Consider the following 25,097-nt stretch of genomic DNA (forward strand, 5'->3'; position numbering starts at 1 on the left):
GCGCCTCGCATATGTCGGCGTCCGATTGGACAAGCGTGCACTCCGGGCTCGCCCCCATCCGGCGCGCATTACACTCGTTCGGGATCATCGATCGTTAGAGGAGCAATGGACGTAGTCGCAGAGACCACCGCGATCGAGCGGGGAGGGCCCGTCCGGTCGCCCCTGTCGCGCAAGGTGAGGGCGTACGTCGCGCTGACGAAGCCGAGGGTGATCGAGCTGCTGCTCGTGGTCACCGCGCCCACGATGATCCTGGCGCAGGGCGGGATCCCTAACCTGCTGCTCGTCCTCAACGTGCTCATCGGCGGGGCGCTCAGCGCCGGGTCGGCCGGCGCGTTCAACTGCTACATCGACCGCGACATCGACCGCGTGATGAAGCGGACCCGGAACCGCCCGCTGGTCACCGGCGAGGTCTCCGACCGCGAGGCGCTGGTCTTCGCGACCACGATCGGCGTGCTATCGATCGTCTGGCTCGGCCTCACGGCGAACTGGCTCGCCGCCTCGCTGTCGCTCGCCGCGATCCTCATCTACGTGCTCTTCTACACGCTGTTCCTCAAACGCCGCACCCCGCAGAACATCGTCTGGGGCGGGATCGCCGGCTGCATGCCGGTGCTGATCGGCTGGGCCGCGGTCACGAACTCGCTCGACTGGGCTCCGATCATCCTGTTCTCGGTGATCTTCCTCTGGACGCCGCCGCACTACTGGCCGCTCTCGATGAAGTACCGCGAGGACTACCGCGCCGCGGGCGTTCCGATGCTGGCCGTGGTGCGCGGGCGCACCATCGTCGGCCTCCAGGTCATCCTCTACGCGTGGGCCACCGTCGCCTGCTCGCTGCTGCTCATCCCCGTCGCGGGCATGGGCGTCGTCTACACGGTCGTCGCCCTCGCGAGCGGTGTCTGGTTCATCGCCGAGACGCACCGCCTCTACAGCCTCGCCATCCGTCACGAGCACGTCTCGCCGATGCGCGTCTTCCACGGCTCGATCGGGTACCTCACGCTGCTCTTCCTCGCCGTCGGCATCGACCCGCTGCTGCCGTTCTGATGGTGACGCCGTTCTCGTTCCTCGCCGAGCGGGTGACGCTGAGCCCTCGAGCCCTGCGCTGGGGGACCACGGCGGCGCTCATCGCGAGCATCCTGATCATCTTCTTCGGCGGGGTCGTGCGGCTCACCGGCTCGGGCCTGGGCTGCCCGACCTGGCCGGCCTGCGACGCCGGCTCGCTCACCTCCACGCCCGAGCTCGGGATCCACGGGTTCATCGAGTTCACGAACCGCGCCTTCACGGGCGTGCTGATCGTCGCGGTCGGCTGGGCCATCACCGCGGCGCGGCTGCAGAAGCCGCGCGACCGCACGATGACCCGCCTCGCCTGGTCGCAGTTCTGGCTCGTGGTGGCGAACGCCCTCGCCGGCGGCGCGACCGTCCACTCGGGGCTGAACCCGTACATCGTCGCCGGGCACTTCATGCTCGCGATCGCCCTGCTCACCACGACCGCCCTGACCTGGCACCGCGCGCACCGCTCGCAGTCCGTCGCGTTCGAGCCGGACGCGCTGACCCGCGGCGTGAGCATCGCCCTCGTCGCGGTGACGCTGCTCGTGATCGCCGTCGGCACGCTCGTGACCGGCACCGGCCCGCACGCCGGCGACTCCGCCGAGGTCCCGCGGATGCGGTTCCACTGGGAGAGCGTCACGGTCGTGCACGGGGTTCTCGGGACGGCGACGCTCGTCCTCGGCGTCGCCCTGCTGGTGCTGCTCGCGCGCGTGCCGGGCTCCGAGCTGGCACGGCGTCGCGTGGTCACCTTCCTCGTCGTGGTCGGACTGCAGGCCCTCGTAGGCGTCGCCCAGTCGCTCCTCGCCCTGCCCGAGGCGCTCGTCGCGGTGCACCTCCTCGGCTCCGCGTTCGTCTGGGTCGGCGCGTTGAGGGTGCTACTCGACGTGAATCCGCGGCTCTTCACGGTTCGCGCTCAGCGCCGGCAGCCGGTCGAGGAGCTGGCCCCCGCGCTCTGACCCGAGCGGAGGTGGCGTCGCAGCCGCAGCAGCGCGACCGGGAGGCGCCGCAGGGGGAGGCCCCGGGCGAGGGCCTCGGCCAGCATGTCGAAATCGGCTGCGGCACGGGGCTCCAGCCCGGTGCGCGCGAGCGCGAGGAGGAGTCGGGGGCGGACGGGGATCCTGTCGTCGTCGGTCATGCGGACACTCCACCACGGACCACCGACACGAGTGTGGCCATGCCGGTCTGACGGCACGGGATCGGGACCGCCCGGGCGACACCCAGGTGCAGAGGTTCCACTGGGAGCACGGCTTCCGTAGGATGAGTAGTTGGTTCAGGTTCGGCGCGGACGCGTCGTTCGCCCGAGACGGCGAGACCCGGACCGACGGCCCGATGGAGCGCCACCGCAAGCCTCAGGACTTCCCGGGACGCACCGCTCCGCTCCGCCCATCGACTCGATGACGCGATCGGCCCGGATGTGCTCCCCGGATCCCCCTCGGGGAATGACTCCGGAACCCGACCGGTTACCAGTGGGTAGGAAACGAGGTACTTATGTCAGACATCCTGATCGACCGCCCCGAGCTCGCGAGCCTGGGCGTCTACGAGTTCGGCTGGTCCGACTCGGACTCCGCCGGCGCGTCCGCGCGCCGCGGCATCTCGCCCGAGGTCGTCTCCGACATCTCCGCGCTGAAGAACGAGCCGGCCTGGATGCGCGAGCGGCGCATGAAGGCGCTCGCCCTCTTCGAGCGCAAGCCGATGCCCACCTGGGGCGCCGACCTGTCGGACATCGACTTCGACAACATCAAGTACTTCGTCCGTTCCACCGAGAAGCAGGCGCAGACCTGGGAGGACCTCCCGGACGACATCAAGAACACGTACGAGAAGCTCGGCATCCCCGAGGCGGAGCGCCAGCGCCTCGTCGGCGGCGTGGCCGCGCAGTACGAGTCCGAGGTCGTCTACCACCAGATCCGCGAGGACCTGGAGGAGCAGGGCGTCATCTTCATGGACACCGACACCGCCCTCCGAGAGCACCCCGAGATCTTCGAGGAGTACTTCGGCTCCGTGATCCCGGCCGGCGACAACAAGTTCGCCGCGCTGAACACGGCCGTCTGGTCGGGCGGCTCGTTCGTCTACGTCCCCAAGGGCGTGCGCGTCGACATCCCGCTCCAGGCCTACTTCCGGATCAACACCGAGAACATGGGCCAGTTCGAGCGGACGCTGATCATCGCCGACGAGGGCAGCTACGTCCACTACATCGAGGGCTGCACGGCGCCGATCTACAAGTCGGACTCGCTGCACTCGGCGGTCGTCGAGATCATCGTGAAGAAGAACGCCCGCGTGCGCTACACGACGATCCAGAACTGGTCGAACAACGTCTACAACCTCGTCACCAAGCGCGCGATCGCGCACGAGGGCGCGACGATGGAGTGGATCGACGGCAACATCGGCTCCAAGGTCACCATGAAGTACCCGTCGATCTTCCTGGTCGGCGAGCACGCCAAGGGCGAGACCCTCTCCGTCGCGTTCGCGGGCCCCGGCCAGCACCAGGACGCCGGCGCGAAGATGATCCACATGGCGCCGTACACGCAGTCGTCGATCGTCTCCAAGTCGATCGCCCGCGGCGGCGGCCGGGCCGGCTACCGCGGCGAGGTCAGGGTGGACGCCAACGCGCACCACTCCGCGAACACGGTGCGCTGCGATGCGCTCCTGGTCGACACGATCTCGCGCTCGGACACCTACCCGGCGATCGACATCCGCGTGGACGACGTCCAGCTCGGCCACGAGGCCACGGTCTCGAAGGTCAGCGAGGAGCAGCTCTTCTACTTGATGTCGCGCGGCATGCCCGAGGACGAGGCCATGGCCATGATCGTCCGCGGGTTCATCGAGCCGATCGCGCGCGAGCTGCCCATGGAGTACGCCCTCGAGCTCAACAAGCTCATCGAGATGGGGATGGAGGGCAGCGTCGGCTGACGCTCGCCCCTCACCCACCCAGGCCGCCCGAGACGGGCGGCCAGCACCCTTGAAAGGAACCACCGCCTGATGACGGTCCCCACGAGCGCCCCGACGTCCCCTGCGATCGACGGCTCGGACGCCGCCGCGCGACTGGGCATCGCCGCGCACTCCGACGGGGCGTTCACGCCCGTGCAGACCCGCTCCGAGCGCTTCGCGTCCACCGACGTCGACGCGTTCGAGACGGTCACGGGGCGCGAGATCGCCTGGAAGCTCACCCCGGTCGCCCGCCTCGGCGACCTCATCGACGGACCGCTCGACGGCTCGCCGACTCCGCTGGAGTCGACGGCCGTCGACGGTGTCGACGTCTCCTGGGTCGGTCGCGACGACGCGCGGATCGGCACTGCCGGCCTCCCCGAGGACCGCGCCGCCGCGAACGCCTGGTCGCAGTTCGAGCAGGCCCTGTCGATCCGGGTGACCGGCGAGGACGAGAAGGTCGCCACGATGGTGCGCACCGCTCTCGGCTCCGCCCCCCGGGCCGCGCACACGATCATCGAGGCCGCTCCGTACGCGCGCGGCGTCGTCGTGCTGCAGAACGAGGGCGAGGCGACGCTCGCCGAGAACGTCGAGGTCCTCGTCGGCGAGGGCGCGCAGCTGACGATCGTCACGCTGCAGGAGTGGGCCGACGACGCCCGCCACCTCGCCAACCACTTCCTCCGCGTCGGCCGCGACGCGAAGGTCAAGCACATCGTCGTCACGCTCGGCGGCTCGATCGTCCGGGTGAACCCCTCGGCGCACCTGGTCGAGCGCGGCGCCGACGGCGAGCTCCTCGGCCTGTACTTCGCCGACGGCGGCCAGCACCTCGAGCAGCAGGTCTACGTCGACCACGACGCCCCCGACACCCGCAGCCGCGTCACCTACAAGGGCGCCCTGCAGGGTCAGGGCGCGCGGACGGTGTGGATCGGCGACGTGCTGATCCGTCAGAGCGCGAACGGCACCGACAGCTACGAGCAGAACCGCAACCTGGTCCTCTCGGACGGCACGCGCGCCGACTCGATCCCGAACCTCGAGATCGAGACCGGCGACATCGCCGGAGCGGGCCACGCCTCGGCGACCGGCCGCTTCGACGACGAGCAGCTCTTCTACCTGCAGTCACGGGGCATCCGCGAGGACGAGGCGCGCCGCCTGGTCGTCCGCGGCTTCCTCAGCGAGATCGTCCAGCAGATCGGCGTGACCGAGCTCGAGGACCGCCTCCAGCTCGCGATCGAGGCCGAGCTGGCCGGCAGCGCCGGGCAGACCGGCGCGTACACGCCGGAGGTGTCCGCATGAGCGACGCCGCGAAGATCTGCGCCGCCTCGGAGCTGATCCCCAACCAGGCCGTCCGCTACGTCGTCGACGGCATCGCCATCGCGATCGTGCAGGACACGGCCGGCGAGATCCACGCCATCGGCGACACCTGCACGCACGGCGAGGTCTCCCTCGCCGAGGGCTTCGTCGAGGACGACACCCTCGAGTGCTGGGCCCACGGCTCGGCGTTCTCGCTGCGCACCGGTGCCCCCCTGAACCTGCCGGCCTTCGAGCCGGTTCCCGTCTTCGTCGTCGAGGTCATCGACGGCGACGTCTACATCGACCCGACCGTCACGAAGGAAGTCTGAATGTCCGTTCTCCAGATCAGCGATCTCCACGTCAGTGTCGAGACCGAGCAGGGGACCAAGCAGATCCTCCGCGGTGTCGACCTCACCATCAACCAGGGTGAGATCCACGCCGTGATGGGCCCCAACGGCTCCGGCAAGTCCACCCTCGCGTACACGATCGCGGGGCACCCCAAGTACCACGTCGACGGCGGCTCGATCACCCTCGACGGCGTCGAGGTCCTCGACATGACCGTCGACGAGCGCGCTCGCGCCGGTCTCTTCCTCGCCATGCAGTACCCGGTCGAGATCCCCGGTGTGACCAACACCAACTTCCTCCGCACGGCCAAGACCGCGATCGCGGGCGAGGCGCCGGCGATCCGCACCTGGACCAAGGACGTCAAGAAGGCGATGGCCGACCTGCGGATGGACCCGTCCTTCGCGGCGCGCAACGTCAACGAGGGCTTCTCCGGCGGCGAGAAGAAGCGCAACGAGATCCTCCAGCTCGAGCTGCTCGCCCCGCAGTTCGCCGTCCTCGACGAGACCGACTCCGGCCTCGACGTCGACGCGCTCAAGATCGTCTCCGAGGGCGTCAACCGCGCCCACGCCTCGACCGGTCTCGGCGTGCTGCTGATCACGCACTACACGCGGATCCTGCGCTACATCCAGCCCGACTTCGTGCACGTCTTCGTCGCCGGCCGCATCGCCGAGCAGGGCGGCAAGGAGCTCGCCACCCGACTCGAGGACGAGGGCTACGACCGCTTCCTCGCCCCGGCGACGGTCTGATCGTGGCGGTCACCACGCTCGACCCGAAGCTCTTCGACCAGGTCGAGGAGGCGCTCAAGGACGTCATGGACCCCGAGCTCGGCGTCAACGTCGTCGACCTCGGCCTCATCTACGACCTGGGCTGGGACGACGAGAACGACGCCCTGGTCATCCACATGACGCTGACCTCGGCGGGCTGCCCGCTGACGGACGTGCTCGAGGAGCAGACCGCGGAGTCGCTGGACGGCGTCGTGGAGGCGTTCCGGATCAACTGGGTCTGGATGCCGCCGTGGGGTCCGGACCGGATCACCGAGGACGGCCGCGACATGATGCGCGCCCTCGGCTTCTCGATCTAGAGACGCACTGCTTGAACGGGAGCAGGTACAGCGAAGGGCCCGGAGGTTCATCCTCCGGGCCCTTCGTCGTGCGTGCGGTGCGGGTCAGCCCTTGCGGCGGCCGAGCAGCGCCCAGGTGGTGGGCAGCAGCGCGGCGGCGAGCACGATCTTCAGGGTGTCGCCCACGAGGAAGGGCACGAGACCGGCGGTGAGCACCGAGCCGAGATCGGCCGGGTAGCCCATCGAGCCGAGCGCGGTGGCCAGCCAGGGGAGTCCGACCAGGTAGATCGTGGCGGTGCCGGCGAGGAAGGTCACCAGCGTGCCGACGACGCGACGGTCCCACTCGCGCTGGGCGAGCCAGCCGGTGACGATCGAGGCGAGGACGAAGCCGACGATGTAGCCGCCGGTCGGACCGGCCAGGACGGCCCAGCCGCTCGAGCCCTCGGTGAAGATCGGAGCGCCGAGGGCGCCGACGAGCGCGTAGGCGCCCATCGAGAGCGCACCGCGGAGGGCGCCGAGCGTGGTGCCGACGAGCAGGACCGCGAAGGTCTGGCCCGTGATCGGGACCGGCCACATCGGGATGTACAGCTGCGCCATGCCGGCGGTGAACGCGGCGGCGGCGAGGACGAGCACCAGATCGGTGACCAGCGAGCGGGTGAGCAGCCGGTCCGCCAGGACCGGTCGCGACGGGGCGAGAGAGTAGCTGGACATGTCTGTTCTCCAAAGGCCGTGTCGCCCGAGAGCGAGGAGCGAGCGCGTCCGCGGTGAGCGGACGTGGATCCGCCCCGCGGCTCAGGAAATATACTAGGGGGCTGCCGCTCCGCGGCCTCTTGCCCCACACCTCCCGAACCGAACGCCATTTCTTGGCGGGAACGGACAGCACAGTGCTCAGCGTGCACGACCTCGAACTCCGAGTCGGCGCCCGACTCCTGATGGAGAACGTGTCCTTCAGAGTCGGCGACGGCGACAAGGTCGGCCTCGTCGGCCGCAACGGCGCGGGCAAGACGACGCTGACCAAGGTCCTCGCCGGCGACCTCATCGCGGCGAAGGGCTCGGTCGACCGCGGCGGCGAGATCGGCTACCTGCCGCAGGACCCGCGCTCCGGCGACCCCGAGGAGCTGGCGCGCACGCGCATCCTCGACGCCCGCGGCCTCGGCCAGCTGGTGCTGGGCATGCAGGAGGCCACGGTCGCGATGTCGAGCAGCGACACGGCCGTCAGCGAGGCCGGGATGAAGAAGTACGGCAACCTGACCGACCGCTTCCTCTCGCTCGGCGGCTACGCGGCCGAGGCCGAGGCGGCGTCGATCGCGAGCAACCTCAACCTGCCGGACCGGATCCTGGACCAGCCGCTGAAGACGCTCTCGGGTGGTCAGCGCCGCCGCATCGAGCTCGCGCGCATCCTCTTCTCCGACGCGCAGACGCTCATCCTCGACGAGCCGACCAACCACCTCGACGCCGACTCGGTCGTCTGGCTCCGCGAGTTCCTGAAGAACTACCGCGGCGGCTTCATCGTGATCAGCCACGACATCGAGCTGGTCGGCGAGACGGTCAACCGCGTCTTCTACCTCGACGCCAACCGCCAGGTCATCGACGTCTACAACATGAACTGGAAGAACTACCTCCGCCAGCGCGCGGCGGACGAGGAGCGCCGCAAGAAGGAGCGCGTCAACGTCGAGAAGAAGGCCGGGGCGCTTCAGCTGCAGGCCGCGCGCTTCGGCGCGAAGGCGTCGAAGGCGGCGGCCGCGCACCAGATGGTCGCGCGCGCCGAGCGGATGCTCAGCGGCCTCGAAGAGGTCCGCGCGGTCGACCGCGTCGCGAAGCTCCGCTTCCCGACCCCGTCCGCCTGCGGCCGCACCCCGCTGCAGGCGCAGAACCTCTCGAAGAGCTACGGCTCGCTCGAGATCTTCACCTCCGTCGACCTCGCGATCGACCGCGGCTCGAAGGTGGTCATCCTCGGGCTGAACGGTGCGGGCAAGACGACGCTCCTGCGCATCCTGGGCGGGGTCGACGCGCCGGACACCGGAGTGATCGAGGCCGGCCACGGACTCCGCATCGGGTACTACGCCCAGGAGCACGAGACGATCGACGTCAAGCGCTCGGTGCTGGAGAACATGGTCTCGTCGAGCCCGAACCTCACCGAGACCGAGGCTCGCCGCGTGCTGGGCTCGTTCCTCTTCACGGGGGACGACTCGCACAAGCCGGCCGGCGTCCTCTCCGGTGGCGAGAAGACCCGTCTCGCGCTGGCGATGATCGTCGTCTCGGGCGCCAACGTGCTGCTGCTCGACGAGCCCACCAACAACCTCGACCCGGCCAGCCGCGAGGAGATCCTCGACGCGCTCGCGCACTACGAGGGCGCGGTCGTCCTGGTGAGCCACGACGAGGGCGCCGTCGAGGCGCTCAACCCCGAGCGCGTGCTGATCATGCCGGAGGGCACCGAGGACCACTGGACCGCGGACTACCTCGACCTGATCATGCTGGCCTGACCCTCGGCGTCGACGGTGTCGCGGGTCTCGATGTGCCGCGTGCCGCGGCTGCTCGACCGGCGTGCGGCTCATGCTGATCGAGTAGCCCGCGGAGCGGGCGTATCGAGATCCACCGCCATCAGAAGTCGAGTCGGCAGACCCGCCCTGTTGACGATGGTGGGTCTCGATACGCCGCGTGCCGCGGCTACTCGACCAGCATGAAGCGATACGCCCTTGCGCGGCTGCTCGGCCAGCATGTCTCGGCAGTCGCCGTCCATGCTGATCGAGTAGCCCGCGCAGCGGGCGTATCGAGATTCCGCCCCGTCAGCGGGCGTCGAGCAGCTCGTCCTCGATCTCGGCGTCGCTGCGACCGCGGCGGAGGCGGCGCTGCTCCCGGCGCTCCTCGGCGGCGATGACCTCGGGGTCGTCGGCGTTGCGGATGCGGTACTCGTGCCGGATCGCCCAGGCGAGACCGCCGAAGCCCATGATCGCGAAGAGCACCCACTGGATGGCGTAGCTGATGTGCAGGCCCTCGTCGGCGACCGGCTTGATCGCGGCGAGCGGCCGCTCGTCGATCGGGGCCGGGTCCTCCTGGACCAGCAGCCCGTAGCCGGCGGTGCGCAGCGGCTCGTCGAGCTGGGCCGAGAGGTCGTCGAGCTGGATCGTGGCGATCTGGCCGGCCGGAGCACCGCGGCCGTCGATGCGGCCCTCACCCGGCTTCAGGCGGGCCGTGACCGTGACCTCGCCCTCGGGCGGGGCAGGGACGACGTCGGGGGAGTCCTGCTCGGAGCCGACCGGGACCCAGCCGCGGTCGACGACGAAGACGGTGCCGTCCGCAAGGCGCAGCGGCGTGAGGATCTCGAAGCCCGGGTTGCCGTTGTAGGGCCGGTTGCGGACGAGGGTCTCGCCGTCGGTCTCGTAGACGCCGGTGACCTCGACCGGCCGGTACTCGAGCGCGTCGTCCCAGCCGGCTCCAGCGGGAAGCAGTCCGTCGAGCGCGACGGGGTCCGCGTTCCAGTTGGCGGTGACGAGCCGGTTGGTGCTCGCGGCCTCGTCCAGGCGGGCGACCTGCCAGCGCGAGAGCAGCACGCAGGCGACGGCGAAGACGATCGTCAGCGCCAGGTAGCCGAACCAGCGCCGCGAGAAGGCGAAGCGCCAGGACGGCCGCGTCGCCGTGGCGCTCACTGTGCCGCTCCGCGGTCCACCGTGAGCAGCGGCTTGACCTTGAGCGGGAACTCCCGGGCCGCGAGGAACTCGCGCAGGTAGTCCAGGTGCTCCCCGCAGGCCAGCCAGGTCTTCCGGCGGTCCTCGGCGTGGATGCGGGGGTTCCGCCACTCGATCGCCCAGGTGGCGGTGAGCGGGCAGCCGGCGCGCGAGCAGGCGTGCTGATCGGGCGCGCCGCCCAGCGGGATCACCGTCGTCCCTCGGTCGGGTCGCCGCCCTCGGGCGCGTCGGCGGAGGGCGCCGAGTCGTCCGCCGCGGGCGGGACGTACGGCGGCACCGGGCGGGACAGCACGATCGCGCCGGGGCGCTCGACCGTGCCGCTCTCGCCGGCGCTGCCGACGTTCGCGAGCACGACGGCGAAGTAGGGGAGCACGATCGCGCCGAGGGCGAAGAAGAGCAGCCACCAGCCCTGGGCGAAGATCAGGCAGATCACGCAGACCATCCTGATGCCCATGGCGATGGAGTACTTGATCGCGCGGGAGCGACGCGCGGCACTGGGCGACGGCGGGAGGGAGGTGAGCGATTCGCGTGATTTCACAGCCCCACCAGACTACGTCGTGCGCGCTGACCGAAGGCTCGGACGGCCCTATCCGCGGATGTGTTGCGCCGAGCGCCTCTAGGATGTACGGGTCGTCCGGAGCCGCCCGCGCGCCGGCGGAGAGGGACACCATGACCACGCCGCGCACCGTCCTCGTCACGGGGGGCAACCGGGGGATCGGCTACGCCATCGCCGAGGAGTTCGTGGCGGCCGGTCACCGGGTCGCGGTCACCGCCCGCTCCGGCTCGGGTCCCGAGGGCTCCTTCACCGTCGTCGCGGACGTGACCGACTCCGCCTCCATCGACGCGGCCTTCTCGCAGATCGAGGCCGAGCTCGGCCCGGTCGAGGTCGTCGTCGCGAACGCCGGCATCACCCGCGACATGCTGCTGCTGCGCATGTCGGAGGACGACTTCACCTCCGTCATCGACACCAATCTCACCGGCGCCTTCCGCGTCGTCAAGCGGGCGTCGAAGGCGATGCTGAAGCAGAGATTCGGCCGCATCGTCCTGATCTCGAGCGTCGTCGGCCTCTACGGCGGCCCCGGCCAGATCAACTACTCCTCGTCGAAGGCCGCGCTGGTCGGCTTCGCCCGATCGCTGACGCGCGAGCTCGGCGCCCGCAACATCACGGCCAACGTGGTCGCGCCCGGCTTCATCGAGACGGACATGACCGCGGAGCTCTCGGCGGAGCAGCAGGCGGAGTACCGCAAGAGCATCCCGCTGGCGCGCTACGGCACGGCCGCCGAGGTCGCGAAGGTCACCCGCTGGCTCGCGAGCGACGAGGCGGACTACATCTCGGGTGCGGTCGTCCCGGTCGACGGCGGCCTCGGGATGGGGCACTGACCGTATCAGCTGAGAGCTTATATCCGACGGATATCAGCTGTAGGCTTATGCGATGACCGACTCCTCCGTCGTCGCAGTACTGCTCGACCTCGTCGACTCCCGCGAGATCGCCGCTCGGTCCTCCGCGCAGATCGAGATCGAGCGCGGCTTCGCGGCGGTCGACGCGGCGGTCCCCGCCCTCGAGCCGCTGCACCCGACCGTGGGCGACGAGTTCCAGGCGGTCTACGCATCCGTCCCGGCCGCCCTCGGTGCGACGCTCCAGGCGCGCCTGGCGCTGCCGCCCGGAGTGGACTGCCGGGTCGGCATCGGGCGCGGCGACGTCCGGGTGGTCGGCGCCGGTGTCGCCGGCGACCTGCAGGACGGACCCGGCTGGTGGCGGGCGCGGGCCGCCATCGACCGTGCGCACGCGCTCGAGGACGGCGCCGTGCCCACGGCCCGCGGCTGGTACATCGGCTCCGACGCGCCCGGGGCCGAGGAAGCGGCGGTCAACGCCTACCTCCTCGCCCGTGACGCCCTGGTCGGCCCGATGAGCGATCGCGACCGGCGGCTCGTGCTGGGCACGGCACGCGGTCTGCCGCAGAAGGTCCTGGCGGAGCAGGAGTCGATCACGCAGTCGGCGGTGTCGCAGGCGCTGCGACGCGCGGGCGCGGGGGCCCTGCTCACCGGCGCGCGGCTGCTGGCGGACGCGTGCTGACCGCGCTGCTGCTCGCGCTCGTCGGGCTGGCCGACCTCACGCGGACGCACCTCCGCCGTCCCGTCGCCGCCGGGGCGATCGTCGTGCTCTGGGCGGCGGCCGGCCTCTCGGTGGTGCTCGGCCTCGGGGCCGCACCGTTCGGCACCGTGGTCGTGGTCGCGCTGGCCTGCGCCTGGCTGCTGCTCACCACCACCGCGGCGGACACCCGGCCACCCGGAGGGCTCAGGCCCGCCGTCGGCCTGGTCGTCGCGGTGCTCGTGCTCTCCGTGGTGGATCGCGCGGCGGGCCCGGCCGCAGGGCCCCTGGTCGACGCGTACTCGGGGCTCGCGCGCTCCGGTCCCGTCCCGCCGATCGCGCAGGCGCTGCTCGCCGTGGGCGCCGGGCTCTTCCTGCTCGAGAGCGGCAACGTCGTCGTCCGGGCCGCGCTCTACCGCGAGCTGCCGCAACCGGTCGCTGCTCGAGCCCGCTTCTCGCTCCGTGCCCGGTTCGCCCGTCCGGTGCCCCAGGAGGTGCGGCTCCCGGATCTCCGCGGCGGCCGCGCCATCGGGCCGCTCGAGCGCCTCCTCGTGGCCGGGCTCACCCTCGCGGGCGCGATCGGCCTGGCCGGCGCCGTCTTCGCGGCGAAGGGCATCGTGCGCTTCCCGGAGATCTCCCGCGACGGCGAGGGCGGCTCGAAGGCGGAGTACTTCCTGGTCGGCTCGCTGGTCAGCTGGGCGCTGGCCCTGGGCGCGGCGGCCCTGGTCGCGCTCGCGGGCGGCTGAGGGGCCGGCCCGCGGGACTCAGCCGCGGAGGCCGAGGACCGGCAGCAGCTGGCTGAGGTCGAGGCCGTCGATGACGAGGTCGGCGCGCTCGCGGACCACGGGCTTCGCGTTGAAGGCGACGGAGAGACCGGCGACCCGCATCATCTCGAGGTCGTTCGCGCCGTCGCCGACCGCGATCGCCCGCTCGAGCGGGACACCGGAGACGGCCGCCCACTCGCAGAGGGCGGCGGCCTTCGCGGCGGCGTCGATGACCGGGCCCTCGACGGAGCCGGTCAGGCGGCCGTCGCGGCTGCCGAGCCGGTTGGCACGGACGAAGTCGAGGCCGAGAGCCCCGGCGACCGGGTCGAGCACCTCGTGGAAGCCGCCCGAGACGACGCCGATCCGCCCGCCCGCCGCGTGGATGCCGGCGATGAGGGGCTCGACCCCCGGGGTGACCCGGACCCGGCCGCTCACTCCGGCGCAGACGTCGTCGAGGACGCCGGCGAGGGTGGCGACGCGCTCGCGCAGGCTCTCGCCGAAGTCGATCTCGCCGTGCATCGCGCGCTCGGTGATCGCGGCGACCCGCTCCTCGGAGCCCGCGTGCGCGGCGAGCAGCTCGATCACCTCGTCCTGCAGCAGCGTGGAGTCGGCGTCGACGACGACCAGGAAGCGGGCGGGTGTGCGCAGAGGCTCACTCAAGGACGGGCCAATCGGTCGGGTCCGCGCGCCGGCATCGCCGGCGGCGCGGAAGCGCAGTGCTCTCGACCCGCGGGGGTGCTACGGGCGGACGACGACGCCCTTGCCGACGACGGTGATGCCCGACTCGGTGACGGTGAACCCGCGCTCGCGGTCGTGGTCGTGGTCCACGCCGACACGTGCGCCGGGCTCGACGACGACGTCCTTGTCGAGGATAGCGCGGGCGACCACGGCGTCCGGGCCGATCCGCACCTTGTCGAAGACGACCGAGTCGGAGACCGTGGCGTTCGACTCGATGACCGCCCAGGGGCCGACGACGCTGCGCTCGATGTGCGCACCGGAGATGACCGTGCCCAGCGAGACGACCGAGTCGACCGTGGTGCCGAGGTTGCCCTTGCCGTCGCGCACGATCTTCGCCGGCGGCGAGTTGAGCTGCGACGAGAAGATCGGCCACTGCTGGTTGTAGAGGTTGAAGACGGGGAGCGCCGAGATGAGGTCCTGGTGCGCCTCGAAGAACGAGTCGATCGTCCCCACGTCGCGCCAGTAGTAGCGGTCGCGATCGGTGGAGCCGGGGACCTCATTGAGCTTGAGGTCATAGACGCCGGCCTCGCCGCGCGCGACGAAGTCGGGGATGATGTCGCCGCCCATGTCGTGGTCGGAGGTCGAGAGCTCGCCGTCGCGGATGACCGCGTCGATCAGGGCATCGGCGTCGAAGACGTAGTTGCCCATGGAGGCGAGGACCTCGTGCGGGGAATCGGCGAGGCCGACCGCGTCCTTGGGCTTCTCGAGGAACTCGGCGATCTTGGTCGGGACGATGCCGTCGCCGGCTTCGTCGCCCGCGAGCTGGATGACGCCGAACTGGTCGGCCAGCTCGATCGGCTGGCGGATCGCCGCGACGGTCGCCTTGGCGCCCGACTTGATGTGCGCCTCGATCATCTGCGAGAAGTCCATGCGGTACACGTGGTCCGCGCCGACCACGACGACGATGTCGGGCTTCTCATCGCGGATCAGGTTGAGGCTCTGCAGGATCGCGTCGGCCGAGCCGCTGAACCAGCGCTTGCCGAGCCGCTGCTGCGCCGGCACGGACGCGACGTAGGAGTTGAGCAGCCCCGACAGCGTCCAGGTCTGCGAGACGTGGCGGTCGAGCGAGTGCGACTTGTACTGGGTCAGCACCACGATCTGGGTCAGGCCCGAGTTGATCAGGTTGGACAGCGCGAAGTCGATCAGACGGTACTGCCCGCCGAACGGCACCGCGGGCTTGGCCCGGTCCGCCGTGAGGGGCATGAGCCGCTTGCCTTCGCCACCCGCGAGGACGATGCCGAAAATCTTCTTTGACTGCATGGCTCCACAGTAGGGGTTGGCGGAGGTCCGCGAACCCGCGCGGATGCGGCTGTCGCCGGGGGATCGCGCTGTACTACGGTTCGGGGTGTGCGAGTCGATCTGCTGACCAAGGAATATCCGCCCGAGGTGTACGGGGGAGCCGGTGTGCACGTGGCCGAGCTCACCAAGGCCCTCCGCCACGACATCGAGGTCGTGGTGCGCTGCTTCGGCGCGCCGAGGGACGAGGAGGGGGCGTTCGCGTACCCCGTGCCCGCCGAGCTGGCGCAGGCCAACGGTGCGCTGCAGACCCTCGGTGTCGACCTCCAGATCGCCCAGGACGCGGCGGGTGCCGATCTCGTGCACTCGCACACCTGGTACGCCAACGCGGCGGGGCGCCTCGCGCAGCTGCTGCACGGCATCCCGCACGTCGTCTCGGCGCACAGCCTCGAGCCGCTGCGCCCGTGGAAGGCCGAGCAGCTCGGCGGCGGGTACCGCGTCTCGAGCTGGATCGAGCGCGAGGCGTACGAGAGCGCCGACGCCGTGATCGCCGTCTCCGGCGGGATGCGCAACGACATCCTCCGCTCCTACCCGGCTCTGGACCCGGCGAAGGTGCACGTCGTCTACAACGGCATCGACCTCGACGCCTGGCACCCGGTGGAGGACGAGGCCGTCCTCGCCGAGCTGGGCATCGACCCGTCGCGCCCCTCCGTCGTCTTCGTCGGCCGGATCACCCGGCAGAAGGGGTTGCCCTACCTGCTGCGCGCGGCCGCGCTGCTGCCGCCGGAGGTGCAGCTCGTGCTCTGCGCCGGCGCTCCGGACACCCCCGAGATCATGGCCGAGGTCACCGCGCTCGTCCGGGGGCTCCAGCAGGAGCGGACCGGCGTCGTCTGGATCGACCGCCACCTGCCGCGGCACGAGCTGTCCGCGGTGCTGACCGCGGCGACCACGTTCGTCTGCCCCTCGATCTACGAGCCGCTCGGCATCGTGAACCTCGAGGCGATGGCCTGCGGCGCCGCCGTGGTCGGGACCGCGACCGGCGGCATCCCCGAGGTCGTCGTCGACGGCGTCACCGGGCGCCTGGTGCCGATCGAGCAGGTGACGGACGGCACGGGCACTCCCGTGGATCCGGACCGCTACGTCGCCGACCTCGCGGCCGCGATGGCGGAGGTCGTCGCCGACCCGGCCGCCGCCAAGCGGATGGGCGAGGCGGGCCGCCTGCGCGCGCAGAGCGACTTCAGCTGGACGCAGATCGCGCGGGACACCCGTGCCATCTACGACTCGCTCGTCTGAGCCCGCTGCCCGCTCCCTTTAGACTGGTCCGCATGCCCAGCGTTGTCTCGTTCGTCGATGTGTCCTTCGTCCGGAACGGCAAGCGGATCCTCGACCACGTCGACTGGACCGTGTCCGAGGAGGAGCGCTGGGTGATCCTCGGCTCCAACGGCGCCGGGAAGACCTCGATCCTGCAGATCGCCGCCGCGCAGAACTACCCGTCGACCGGCTCCGCGCACCTGCTCGAGGAGACGCTCGGCCGGGTCGACGTCTTCGAGTTGCGCCCCCGGATCGGCTACGCGTCGACCGCGATGGCGCGCCGCCTGCCCGCGGGCGAGACGGTGCTCGACGTCGTCATGACCGCCGCCTACGCGGTGACCGGCCGCTGGAACGAGGGCTACGACGAGATCGACGAGCGCCGCGCGCGCCGCGTCCTGGTGGAGTGGAAGCTCGACCACCTCGCCGACCGCACCTTCGGCACGCTCTCCGACGGGGAGCAGAAGCGTGTCCAGATCGCCCGCGCGATCATGACCGATCCGGAGCTGCTGCTGCTCGACGAGCCGGCCGGCAGCCTCGACCTCGGCGCCCGCGAGGAGCTCGTGCAGCTGCTCGGCGGCTTCGCGCAGGACCCGGCCTCGCCCGCGATCGTGATGGTGACCCACCACGTCGAGGAGATCCCCGCCGGCTTCACCCACGCACTGCTGCTGCGCGACGGCGCGGTCGTCGCCGCCGGTCCGCTGGCCGAGGCGCTGACGGAGGCGACCCTCGCGGACGCCTTCGGGCTCGACATCGCGCTGACCCACGAGAACGGGCGCTACTCGGCCCGCGCCCGCTGAGCGCGGGCCCGCTCGTCCGCGTGCCGCACCTCCCCGTGGCGGCGGCGGTCTGCTATTCTCGGTAGCTGGTTCGGGCCCGTTCGCGGTGCGCCCGCCACTCATCCACCCGCACCCGTCGACGACAGGCGCGGTTCAGGACCACAAGCGACAGGACACGATCATGCAGACCGACATCCACCCCAAGTACGAGGCCATCGTGTTCCGCGACCTCGCCTCCGGTGAGACCTTCCTCACCCGCTCGACGGCGACCAGCAGCAAGACGATCGAGCTCGACGGCGTCACGTACCCCGTCATCGACGTCGAGATCTCGTCCGCCTCGCACCCGTTCTACACGGGCAAGCAGCGCATCATGGACTCGGCCGGCCGCGTCGAGAAGTTCAACTCGCGCTACAAGAACTTCGGCAAGTAGGCTCCGGCCTCCCGCCTCCGAAGGGCCCTCGACCTCGCGGTCGGGGGCCCTTCGTCGTAGGCCCCCGTGCTGATCGAGTAGGCCGCGGAGCGTGCGTATCGAGCGGAGGGGGCGCCTTCGGCGCCAGCGCGGGGCGGGGAAGAGACCGACGTCCTTGGGGTGGTGGGTCTCGATACGCCCCTTCGGGGCTACTCGACCAGCATGTGCAGCGCGCTCGTCTCGCTTGCGGGGCCGGCCCCTTCATGCTGATCGAGTAGTCCGCGGAGCGGGCGTATCGAGATCCACCACCGCCTGCACATCGGTCGCCGGGTCTCGATACGCCGCTGTGCGGCTACTCGACCAGCATGTGCAGCGAGCTTGTCTCGCTTGCGCGGCCCGGCCCCATCATGCTGATCGAGTAGGCCGCGGAGCGGGCGTCTCGAGATCCACCGCCGCCGGCGCGCTGGTCGCCGGGTCTCTCAGGTAAGTGCACCTGATCCGTATGGGGAAAGTCATGTCGATCGAGTAGCCCGCGCAGCGGGCGTATCGAGATCCACCACGGTCAGGACGCTGAGTCTGCAGACCCGCCCTGCTGGTGACGGTGGGTCTCGATACGCCCCTGCGGGGCTACTCGACCATCATGTTTGCGGGCGTCTTCTTCAAGGAGATCCACCACCGCCTGCACGCTGGTCGCCGGGTCTCGATACGCCGCTCCGGGGCTACTCGCCAGCAGGGGTGGCGATGCAGCTCGCGGAGCGAGTCCTCTCCCTCTGCTGATCGGGCGGCTGGCCGCTCCGTGGTGATCGAGTGGGCCGCGGAGGGGGCCTATCGAGATCCACCACCGTCAGAAGACGGGTTCGCAGACCCGCTCTGCTGACGACGGCGGGTCTCGATACGCCCCTGCGGGGCTACTCGACCAGCATGACGGGGTGAAGGCGCGTCCTCTTCCTCACCACCGAGACGCGAAGCAGCCTCATCGCTCGAGGCGCGGTGCGGATCAGTAGCGGTAGAAGCCTTCGCCGGTGGCGGTGCCGAGCCTGCCCTGGTCGAGGTAGTCGGTCTTGAGGTGGGCGGCGAAGGCCTGGGAGGCCTCGTCGGGAGCGGCGACGGCGACGTGGTAAGCGGTGTTGAGGCCGATGACGTCGAAGATCTGGAAGGGGCCGAGCGGGGCTCCGGTGCCGATCCGCCAGGTCTTGTCGATGGTCTCGGGGTCGGCGTAGCCGCCCATCAGCAGGCCGCTCGCGGCGTTCAGGAGCGGCACCAGCAGCGAGTTGAGCAGGTAGCCGGCCTTCTCCTTCTGCAGCCGGATCGGCTCCAGTCCGCTCCCGACGGCGAAGGCGACGACCGCGTCGATCACAGCCGGGTCGGTGTCGGCGGTGCCCATGATCTCGGCGGTGTTCTGCACCCAGACGTGGTTGGCGTAGTGCAGGGCGAGGAAGCGGTCGGGGCGGCCGGTCGACTCCTTCAGGTCGCTGGGGAGCAGCGTCGAGGAGTTGGTGGCGAAGATCGTCCGCTCGGGGGCGAGCGCGCCGAGGCGGCCGTAGAGCTCCTGCTTGAGCGCGAGGTCCTCGGGGACGGCCTCGATCACGAGGTCGGCGTCGGCGACGGCCTCGGCGAGATCGGAGGTGAGGCGCAGCGACTCGAGGGCCGCGGCGCCGCCGCCGGGGATCCCTCCGGAGACCTGTGCCGACTCGTAGACGCCGGCGAGGCCGCGGAAGCGCTCACGCGCCCCGTCGAGCACCTCGTCGGTGACGTCGTAGCCGGTGACGGCGAAGCCGTGGAAGGCGGCCTGGAACGCGATCTGGGAGCCGAGGACTCCGCTGCCGAGGACGGTGATCGTGCGGATGGTGGGCATGACTGCTCCTCGCCGGGGACTCGGGTGGTCCCGCTGTCCTCCGATCCCAGCGCAGCGCGGGGCGGCGGTCGAGCGGTTGCGCGCGGGGGCCGCCGCATGTCCTCCTGACGGAGACGCGGGTCCGGTGCCCGTGACGCGACGGGCCGGAAGGCGGTAGCGTCCGGGCATGGTGTCCTTCGCCGACAAGCCGATCCTGCCGCTCACGACACCCGAGGAGTGGGACGCGTATCTCCGCGATGCACCCGACCCGGGTGGCGTGCGGTTGAAGCTGCGGAAGAAGGCGGCCGTCGATCCGGGCATCACCTACGCGGAGGCGCTCGACGTCGCGCTCTGCCACGGCTGGATCGACGGGCAGGCGGGGGCGTTCGACGAGCAGTTCAAGCTGCAGGCGTTCACTCCGCGCCGCCGGGCGAGCCCCTGGTCGAAGGTGAACCGCGATCACGTGGCGCGGCTGCTCGAGGAGGGCCGGATGCTGCCGGCCGGGCTCGCCGAGGTGGAGCGGGCGCGGGCGGACGGGCGCTGGGACGCCGCCTACCGTCAGCGCGACGCGGAGGTGCCGGACGACTTCACGGCGGCACTGGCCGCGGATCCCGCCGCCGCGGCCTTCTTCGCGACCGTCGGCGGGCAGAAGCGCTTCGCGTTCCTGTTCCGGCTGTCGCAGCTGAAGCGGCCGGAGACGCGGGAGCGGCGGATCGCGGAGTACGTGGCGCTGCTCGCGGAGGGGCGCACGCTCACCTGAGCCGCGGAGTCGGTGCCGGGCGATCAGTGCCCGCCGGTCAGTGCCCGCCGCTCAGTGCCGGACGGGCCAGGCGCCGTCGGCGACGAAGCTCTCGTCGCGGACGCGGCGCATGTACTCCTGGAACGACTCGGCCTGGGTGCGGCACCAGTCGATCTGCAGGGCGTGCAGCGCCTCGGCACCGCCGCCGAGCTCCTCGGCGAAGGCGCGGCCGAGGGCCTGGGCGACGCGGCCCGCGGCGATCGCGTCGGCACCGGCGTCGTGCGCCTCGGTCAGCGGGACGCCGTAGTGCAGCGCGGCCTGGACGAGGGTGCGCTTGCCCTTGCGGTAGCGGTCGACCGCCTTGTCGATCACGAGCGGGTCGATGACGGGACTCGGGTCGATCAGCACCGGGACGCCCCAGCGGCGCGCCTCGAAGGCGAGCAGCGAGAGGTCGTAGGGGGCGTTGTAGATGACGACGGGGATGCCGTCGGCGAGGAGCGAGCGCAGCGCCTCCGAGACCTCGGCGACGACCTCGCCGGCGGGGCGGCCGTGCTCGCGGGCGTGCTCGGTGCTGATGCCGTGCACGGCGCTGGCGCCGGCCGGGATCTCGACGCCCGGGTCCGCGAGCCAGGTCGTGCCCTCGACCGGGGTGCCGTCGGCGTCGATCACGCCGACGTGCGCGGTGACGATGCGGCTGGTGCGGACGTCGATGCCGGTGGTCTCGAGATCGAAGACGGCGAGACGGTCGTACCAGCGGGCACCGTCGGAGCCTTCCGACCTCTCCGACGAACCTGCGGACCCGCCGGTGCACCCGGCTTCGTCGAGGAGGCTCTCGTCGAAGAGCGTCGGTGCCTGGTTCGTCTCGGTGGTGCTCACGCCGACAGCCTAGGCGGGGCCTCCGACATCGTCGGGAGGCCCCGCGGCGTGCTGCGCGGTCGAGCGGGCGAAGGCCGGATCAGCGGGTGAGGCCGTCGCGGGTCTGGCCCGCCTTCGCGACGTGCAGCCAGAAGAAGCCCTGGGTGCCGAGCGTCATCGTCAGCGCGCCGTCCTCGGAGAAGCCGGGGAAGCGGCCGCCGCCGAAGAGGTCGGTGAGCGTCGAGCCGGGGTTCTCGGGGTCGGTGATCGTCACCGAGACCGGGTTGTGGTTGAAGCTGAAGACGCAGAGCACCTCCTCCGGCTGGTCGCCCATCGCCGTGCCGGAGCCGGCGTAGTCGCGGACGAAGGCGAGCACCGACTCGTGGTCGGTCTCGAGCACGCGCATCGAGCCGAGGCCGAAGGCGGGGTGGCCGCGGCGCACGTGCAGCACGTTCCGCATCCAGTGCAGCAGCGAGCGCGACTGGGCGAGCTGCGCCTCCACGTTGACCTGGTTGTAGTGGTAGACGAGCGACTGGACGATCGGCTGCACGAGCTTGCCTGGGTCGGCCGCCGAGAAGCCGGCGTTGCGGTCCGGCGTCCACTGCATCGGCGTGCGCGAGGCGTCGCGGTCGTTCAGCCAGATGTTGTCGCCCATGCCGATCTCGTCCCCGTAGTAGAGGAACGGGCTGCCGGCGAGCGAGAAGAGCAGGGCGTTGATCAGCTCGAGCTCGGCGCGCGAATTGTCGAGCAGCGGCGCCAGCCGGCGGCGGATGCCGATGTTGGAGCGCATCCGCGGGTCGTAGGCGTACCAGCCGTACATCGCCTGCCGGTACTCCTCCGAGACCATCTCGAGGGTCAGCTCGTCATGGTTGCGGAGGAAGACGCCCCAGGCGGCGCCCGAGGGGATGTCGAAGGTCTCGGAGAGCACCTTCTTGAGCTCGTTCGCGGTCTGGGCGCGGAGGGAGTAGAAGATGCGCGGCATGACCGGGAAGTCGAAGGCCATGTGGCACTCCGGCTCCTCCTCGGTGCCGAAGAACGCGGCGACTTCGCGCGGCCACTGGTTCGCCTCGGCGATCAGGATGCGGCCGGGGTAGTCGCGGTCGACCATGGTGCGCAGGTTCTTGATGAAGTCGTGGGTGGGCGGCTCGCCCTCGCCGTTGCCCTCGTCGGACTCGTAGAGGTAGGGGATCGCGTCCAGGCGGATGCCGTCGACGCCGAGGTCGAGCCAGAACTTGACGACGTCGTGGATCGCCTCGTGCACGGCCGGGTTCTCGAAGTTGAGGTCGGGCTGGTGCGAGAAGAAGCGGTGGAAGTAGAACTGGCGGCGCTCCGCGTCGAAGGCCCAGTTCGAGTCCTCGGTGTCGACGAAGATGATCCGGATGTCCGGGTACTTGTCGTCGGTGTCGTTCCAGACGTAGAAGTCGCCGTAGGGGCCCTCGGGGTCGGAGCGCGACTGCTGGAACCACTCGTGCTGGTCGCTGGTGTGGTTGAGCGGGAAGTCCATCACGATGCGCATGTTGCGCTCGTGGGCCTTCCGGACGAGTTCGCGGAAGTCCTCCATGGTGCCGAACTCGGGGAGGATCGCCTTGAAGTCGGAGACGTCGTAGCCGCCGTCGCGCAGCGGCGACATGTAGAAGGGCGGCAGCCAGAGCGCGTCGATGCCGAGCCACTGCAGATAGTCGAGCTTGGACGCCAGGCCGTTGATGTCGCCGGCGCCGTCTCCGTTCGAGTCGTAGTACGACCGGATCATGACCTCGTAGAACACGGCCCTGCGGTACCACTGCGGATCGAGGGCGAGCCCGGGGAGTTGGATCGGGGACGTGAAGCTCACGGTGCTCCTTCTGCTGCTGCCTGAGCGGATGACCGGCGCCGCGCCGGGATCGGAGCGGAGGACGGGGGACGGGCGGTGCGTCGCGTGCGAACGCGCCTTCATGCTTGCGGCTCGGATCGAGGGCCCGCAAGGCGTTGCGGCGGGAAGTTCGACGGGCTTTCCCTACGATGGGGACCGTCATGACCATAGCCTCCCCCTACGCCGCCGACCTCGGGCGACTCGCCATCAGCGAGAGCGCCGTCGACGTCGCCGGGGCCGCCACCGCCTACTGGAGCTACGGCGACCCCGACGCCGGGACCGTGCTGGTCCTGGTGCACGGATTCCGCGGCGAGCACCACGGGCTGGAGCCGGTGATCGCGCGGCTGCTCGCGGGCGGCGCGGACGCCCGCGTGATCGCGCCCGACCTGCCCGGCTTCGGCGCGTCGCCGCCGATGACGGCGCACTCGCACGACGTCGAGGGCTACGCGGCCTGGCTCGGCGAGTTCCTGGACGCGCTCGGGCTGCGGGGGAGTGCGGTCGTGCTCGGGCACTCCTTCGGCTCGATCGTCTCCGCGGCGGCCGTCGCGGGCGGGCTGGAGACTCCGCTGCTCGTGCTCGTCAATCCGATCGCCGCGCCCGCCCTCGCGGGGCCCCGTGGCGTGCTGACCCGGCTCGCGGTGCTCTACTACCGCCTCGGCGCGGTGCTGCCCCGCCCGCTGGGGCTGCGCCTGCTCGGGGATCCGCTGATCGTGCGGGTGATGAGCCTCGCGATGGTGAAGACCAAGGACGGGCCGCTGCGCCGCTTCGTGCACGACCAGCACGACCGCTACTTCAGCGCCTTCGCCTCGCGCGACACGGTGCTGGAGGCGTTCCGTGCCTCGGTGTCGCACGACGTCAGCGAGTACGCCGCGCGGATCGCGGCGCCGACGCTGCTGATCGCCGCGGCGCAGGACGACATCACCCCGCTCGCCGCGCAGTACCGCCTGCTCGAGGCGCTGCCGCACGCACGCCTGCACGTGATCGACGGGGTCGGGCACCTCATCCACTACGAGACGCCGGACGAGGCGGCCGCCGTCCTCCGCGCGGCCCTGGACGAGGGGATCGACCGATGAGGATCGTCGTCGACTGCCGGTACACCCGGCTCGAGCGCCACGACGGCATCAGCCGCTACACCGCGGAGATCGTGGCCGAGCTGGCGAAGCTGCACGACGTGACGATGCTGATCAGCGACCGCCGCCAGCGATCGATGCTGCCGGATCTGCCGTGGGAGAAGGTCACGTCGCCGACCGGGCCGTTCGAGCCGTTCGTGGCGCTGCTGGTGAACCGGCTGCGGCCCGACGTCGTCTTCTCGCCGATGCAGACGATGGGCTCGCTCGGCCGGCGCTACGAGCTCGTGCTGACCGTGCACGACCTGATCTACTACCGCCACCGCACGCCGCCGCGCGATCTGCCGCTGCCGGTGCGCGGGCTCTGGCGGCTCTACCACCTGGCCTGGTGGCCGCAGCGGCGCCTGCTGCAGCGCGCCGACGCGATCGTGACGGTGTCCGAGACGACCCGCGGGCTGCTCCGCACGCACCGGCTGACGACCCGGCCGGTCGTCGTGGTGCCGAACGCGGCGACGGCGCCGGACGAGGCGAGCGCAGCCCTCGCGGCGGCGCTGCCGGACCGCTCGGACGCGCGCTCGCTCGTCTACATGGGCTCGTTCATGCCCTACAAGAACGTGGAGTCGCTGGCGCGGGCGATGCGGCTGCTGCCCGACTACGAGCTGCACCTGATGAGCCGGGCGAGCGACGAGACGGTGGAGACCCTCCGCTCGCTCGCGCCGACGGCGAAGCTGGTCTTCCACCAGGGGGCGGACGACGCCTCCTACCGCGAGGCGCTCGCGCGCGCGACGGCGCTGGTGACCGCGAGCCGGGACGAGGGCTTCGGCATCCCGCTGGTCGAGGCGATGGCGCTCGGCACCCCGGTCGTCGTCAGCGACATCCCGATCTTCCGCGAGATCGGCGGTGACGCGGCCGTCTACGTGGATCCCTCGAGCGCGAAGGGCATCGCCGAGGGCGTGCGCTCGCTCGAGGACCCGGAGCGCTGGCGGGAGCTGTCGGCGAAGGCGCGGAAGCGGGCGGCGGCGTACTCGTGGCGCGACTCCGCGCGGGTGCTGCTGGAGCTGCTGACGAGCGTCGGGCGCTGAGCGG

General features: G+C 71.0%; 27 protein-coding genes. 17 read left to right on the plus strand and 10 right to left on the minus strand.

Annotated elements, in window-relative coordinates:
* Positions 1 to 105: 105 nt before the first annotated feature.
* Positions 106 to 1,038 carry a heme o synthase gene (locus HQQ86_RS18345; RefSeq protein ID WP_173289781.1) on the plus strand — a complete coding sequence of 311 codons (933 nt, stop codon included), beginning with the start codon at positions 106 to 108 and terminating at the stop codon, positions 1,036 to 1,038.
* Positions 1,038 to 1,997, plus strand: a complete 960-nt coding sequence (locus tag HQQ86_RS18350) for a heme A synthase (RefSeq protein WP_173289783.1) — start codon at positions 1,038 to 1,040, stop codon at positions 1,995 to 1,997. Before HQQ86_RS18345 ends, HQQ86_RS18350 begins: the two co-directional genes overlap by 1 nt.
* Here HQQ86_RS18350 and HQQ86_RS18355 read toward each other — a convergent pair.
* Complete coding sequence (locus HQQ86_RS18355) at positions 1,955 to 2,176, minus strand: hypothetical protein (protein ID WP_173289785.1); 222 nt, start codon at positions 2,174 to 2,176, stop codon at positions 1,955 to 1,957. The genes HQQ86_RS18350 and HQQ86_RS18355 overlap by 43 nt on opposite strands.
* A gap of 353 nt (positions 2,177 to 2,529) precedes the next feature.
* On the opposite strand from HQQ86_RS18355, the gene sufB reads away from it, so the two are divergent.
* The 5 genes from sufB to HQQ86_RS18380 all read left to right on the plus strand — a co-directional run bounded on the left by sufB (position 2,530) and on the right by HQQ86_RS18380 (position 6,679).
* Positions 2,530 to 3,948 (plus strand): Fe-S cluster assembly protein SufB, encoded by a 1,419-nt coding sequence (gene sufB / locus HQQ86_RS18360; protein WP_173289787.1) that lies wholly within the window; start codon positions 2,530 to 2,532, stop codon positions 3,946 to 3,948.
* Positions 3,949 to 4,017: 69 nt separating this feature from the next.
* On the plus strand, positions 4,018 to 5,256 hold the full coding sequence (gene sufD / locus HQQ86_RS18365) for a Fe-S cluster assembly protein SufD (RefSeq protein WP_173289789.1): 1,239 nt from the start codon (positions 4,018 to 4,020) through the stop codon (positions 5,254 to 5,256).
* Positions 5,253 to 5,582: a non-heme iron oxygenase ferredoxin subunit gene (locus HQQ86_RS18370; protein ID WP_123735785.1), complete on the plus strand. Its 330-nt coding sequence runs from the start codon at positions 5,253 to 5,255 to the stop codon at positions 5,580 to 5,582. The genes sufD and HQQ86_RS18370 overlap by 4 nt, the downstream gene beginning before the upstream one ends.
* Entirely contained in the window at positions 5,583 to 6,344 is a 762-nt protein-coding gene (gene sufC / locus HQQ86_RS18375; protein WP_160089717.1) for a Fe-S cluster assembly ATPase SufC, read from the plus strand.
* Positions 6,344 to 6,679 (plus strand): metal-sulfur cluster assembly factor, encoded by a 336-nt coding sequence (locus HQQ86_RS18380; protein ID WP_173290428.1) that lies wholly within the window; start codon positions 6,344 to 6,346, stop codon positions 6,677 to 6,679. Before sufC ends, HQQ86_RS18380 begins: the two co-directional genes overlap by 1 nt.
* Before the next feature lie 84 nt (positions 6,680 to 6,763).
* On the opposite strand, the gene HQQ86_RS18385 is transcribed toward HQQ86_RS18380, so the two are convergent.
* Positions 6,764 to 7,369: a biotin transporter BioY gene (locus HQQ86_RS18385; RefSeq protein WP_173289791.1), complete on the minus strand. Its 606-nt coding sequence runs from the start codon at positions 7,367 to 7,369 to the stop codon at positions 6,764 to 6,766.
* A 173-nt stretch (positions 7,370 to 7,542) separates the two neighbouring features.
* Here HQQ86_RS18385 and HQQ86_RS18390 point away from each other — a divergent pair, with 173 nt between their 5' ends.
* On the plus strand, positions 7,543 to 9,141 hold the full coding sequence (locus HQQ86_RS18390; RefSeq protein ID WP_123733093.1) for an ABC-F family ATP-binding cassette domain-containing protein: 1,599 nt from the start codon (positions 7,543 to 7,545) through the stop codon (positions 9,139 to 9,141).
* Positions 9,142 to 9,444: 303 nt separating this feature from the next.
* On the opposite strand, the gene HQQ86_RS18395 is transcribed toward HQQ86_RS18390, so the two are convergent.
* Genes HQQ86_RS18395 through HQQ86_RS18405 form a run of 3 tightly spaced genes read right to left on the minus strand, consistent with a single transcriptional unit; the run spans position 9,445 to position 10,882 of the window.
* Positions 9,445 to 10,305 (minus strand): SURF1 family protein, encoded by an 861-nt coding sequence (locus tag HQQ86_RS18395; protein ID WP_173289793.1) that lies wholly within the window; start codon positions 10,303 to 10,305, stop codon positions 9,445 to 9,447.
* Positions 10,302 to 10,535, minus strand: a complete 234-nt coding sequence (locus HQQ86_RS18400; RefSeq protein ID WP_367948723.1) for a hypothetical protein — start codon at positions 10,533 to 10,535, stop codon at positions 10,302 to 10,304. Before HQQ86_RS18400 ends, HQQ86_RS18395 begins: the two co-directional genes overlap by 4 nt.
* The gene (locus tag HQQ86_RS18405) at positions 10,532 to 10,882 is read right to left on the minus strand and encodes a DUF3099 domain-containing protein (RefSeq protein WP_173289795.1); all 351 of its coding nucleotides are present in this window, start codon (positions 10,880 to 10,882) and stop codon (positions 10,532 to 10,534) included. Before HQQ86_RS18405 ends, HQQ86_RS18400 begins: the two co-directional genes overlap by 4 nt.
* 131 nt (positions 10,883 to 11,013) lie before the next feature.
* Between HQQ86_RS18405 and fabG the strand changes: the two genes are divergently transcribed.
* The 3 genes from fabG to HQQ86_RS18420 are packed head-to-tail and all read left to right on the plus strand — an operon-like array spanning position 11,014 to position 13,179.
* Positions 11,014 to 11,724 carry a 3-oxoacyl-ACP reductase FabG gene (gene fabG, locus HQQ86_RS18410; protein ID WP_173289797.1) on the plus strand — a complete coding sequence of 237 codons (711 nt, stop codon included), beginning with the start codon at positions 11,014 to 11,016 and terminating at the stop codon, positions 11,722 to 11,724.
* 52 nt (positions 11,725 to 11,776) lie between these two features.
* On the plus strand, positions 11,777 to 12,418 hold the full coding sequence (locus HQQ86_RS18415; RefSeq protein ID WP_173289799.1) for a SatD family protein: 642 nt from the start codon (positions 11,777 to 11,779) through the stop codon (positions 12,416 to 12,418).
* Positions 12,412 to 13,179, plus strand: a complete 768-nt coding sequence (locus HQQ86_RS18420; protein ID WP_173289801.1) for a hypothetical protein — start codon at positions 12,412 to 12,414, stop codon at positions 13,177 to 13,179. Before HQQ86_RS18415 ends, HQQ86_RS18420 begins: the two co-directional genes overlap by 7 nt.
* An 18-nt stretch (positions 13,180 to 13,197) precedes the next feature.
* On the opposite strand, the gene serB is transcribed toward HQQ86_RS18420, so the two are convergent.
* Positions 13,198 to 13,857: a phosphoserine phosphatase SerB gene (serB, locus tag HQQ86_RS18425; protein WP_173289803.1), complete on the minus strand. Its 660-nt coding sequence runs from the start codon at positions 13,855 to 13,857 to the stop codon at positions 13,198 to 13,200.
* A 78-nt stretch (positions 13,858 to 13,935) separates the two neighbouring features.
* Entirely contained in the window at positions 13,936 to 15,195 is a 1,260-nt protein-coding gene (locus HQQ86_RS18430) for a glucose-1-phosphate adenylyltransferase (protein ID WP_123446293.1), read from the minus strand.
* 87 nt (positions 15,196 to 15,282) lie between these two features.
* Here HQQ86_RS18430 and glgA point away from each other — a divergent pair, with 87 nt between their 5' ends.
* From glgA to HQQ86_RS18445, 3 genes are all read left to right on the plus strand, one after another.
* Positions 15,283 to 16,464, plus strand: coding sequence for a glycogen synthase (glgA, locus tag HQQ86_RS18435; protein ID WP_173289804.1), 1,182 nt, complete (start codon positions 15,283 to 15,285; stop codon positions 16,462 to 16,464).
* 32 nt (positions 16,465 to 16,496) lie between these two features.
* Complete coding sequence (locus HQQ86_RS18440) at positions 16,497 to 17,279, plus strand: ABC transporter ATP-binding protein (RefSeq protein ID WP_123446295.1); 783 nt, start codon at positions 16,497 to 16,499, stop codon at positions 17,277 to 17,279.
* A gap of 160 nt (positions 17,280 to 17,439) precedes the next feature.
* Positions 17,440 to 17,688: a type B 50S ribosomal protein L31 gene (locus HQQ86_RS18445; protein WP_123446296.1), complete on the plus strand. Its 249-nt coding sequence runs from the start codon at positions 17,440 to 17,442 to the stop codon at positions 17,686 to 17,688.
* Between the two features lie 976 nt (positions 17,689 to 18,664).
* Here HQQ86_RS18445 and HQQ86_RS18450 read toward each other — a convergent pair.
* The gene (locus tag HQQ86_RS18450) at positions 18,665 to 19,522 is read right to left on the minus strand and encodes a 3-hydroxyacyl-CoA dehydrogenase (RefSeq protein ID WP_173289806.1); all 858 of its coding nucleotides are present in this window, start codon (positions 19,520 to 19,522) and stop codon (positions 18,665 to 18,667) included.
* Between the two features lie 166 nt (positions 19,523 to 19,688).
* Here HQQ86_RS18450 and HQQ86_RS18455 point away from each other — a divergent pair, with 166 nt between their 5' ends.
* Positions 19,689 to 20,261, plus strand: coding sequence for a YdeI family protein (locus HQQ86_RS18455; protein WP_173289808.1), 573 nt, complete (start codon positions 19,689 to 19,691; stop codon positions 20,259 to 20,261).
* Between the two features lie 51 nt (positions 20,262 to 20,312).
* Here HQQ86_RS18455 and HQQ86_RS18460 read toward each other — a convergent pair whose 3' ends face one another.
* Both HQQ86_RS18460 and treS read right to left on the minus strand, forming a co-directional pair.
* Entirely contained in the window at positions 20,313 to 21,116 is an 804-nt protein-coding gene (locus HQQ86_RS18460) for a 3'-5' exonuclease (protein ID WP_173289810.1), read from the minus strand.
* A 79-nt stretch (positions 21,117 to 21,195) separates the two neighbouring features.
* Positions 21,196 to 22,926, minus strand: coding sequence for a maltose alpha-D-glucosyltransferase (gene treS, locus HQQ86_RS18465; RefSeq protein ID WP_173289811.1), 1,731 nt, complete (start codon positions 22,924 to 22,926; stop codon positions 21,196 to 21,198).
* A 179-nt stretch (positions 22,927 to 23,105) separates the two neighbouring features.
* On the opposite strand from treS, the gene HQQ86_RS18470 reads away from it, so the two are divergent.
* Entirely contained in the window at positions 23,106 to 24,017 is a 912-nt protein-coding gene (locus HQQ86_RS18470; protein WP_173289813.1) for an alpha/beta fold hydrolase, read from the plus strand.
* A complete protein-coding gene (locus tag HQQ86_RS18475; protein ID WP_173289815.1) occupies positions 24,014 to 25,093 on the plus strand; it encodes a glycosyltransferase family 1 protein in 1,080 nt (359 codons plus the stop codon). The genes HQQ86_RS18470 and HQQ86_RS18475 overlap by 4 nt, the downstream gene beginning before the upstream one ends.
* Positions 25,094 to 25,097 lie beyond the last annotated feature (4 nt).

Source organism: Rathayibacter sp. VKM Ac-2857 (assembly GCF_013205025.1).
Taxonomy (GTDB): Bacteria; Actinomycetota; Actinomycetes; order Actinomycetales; family Microbacteriaceae; genus Rathayibacter.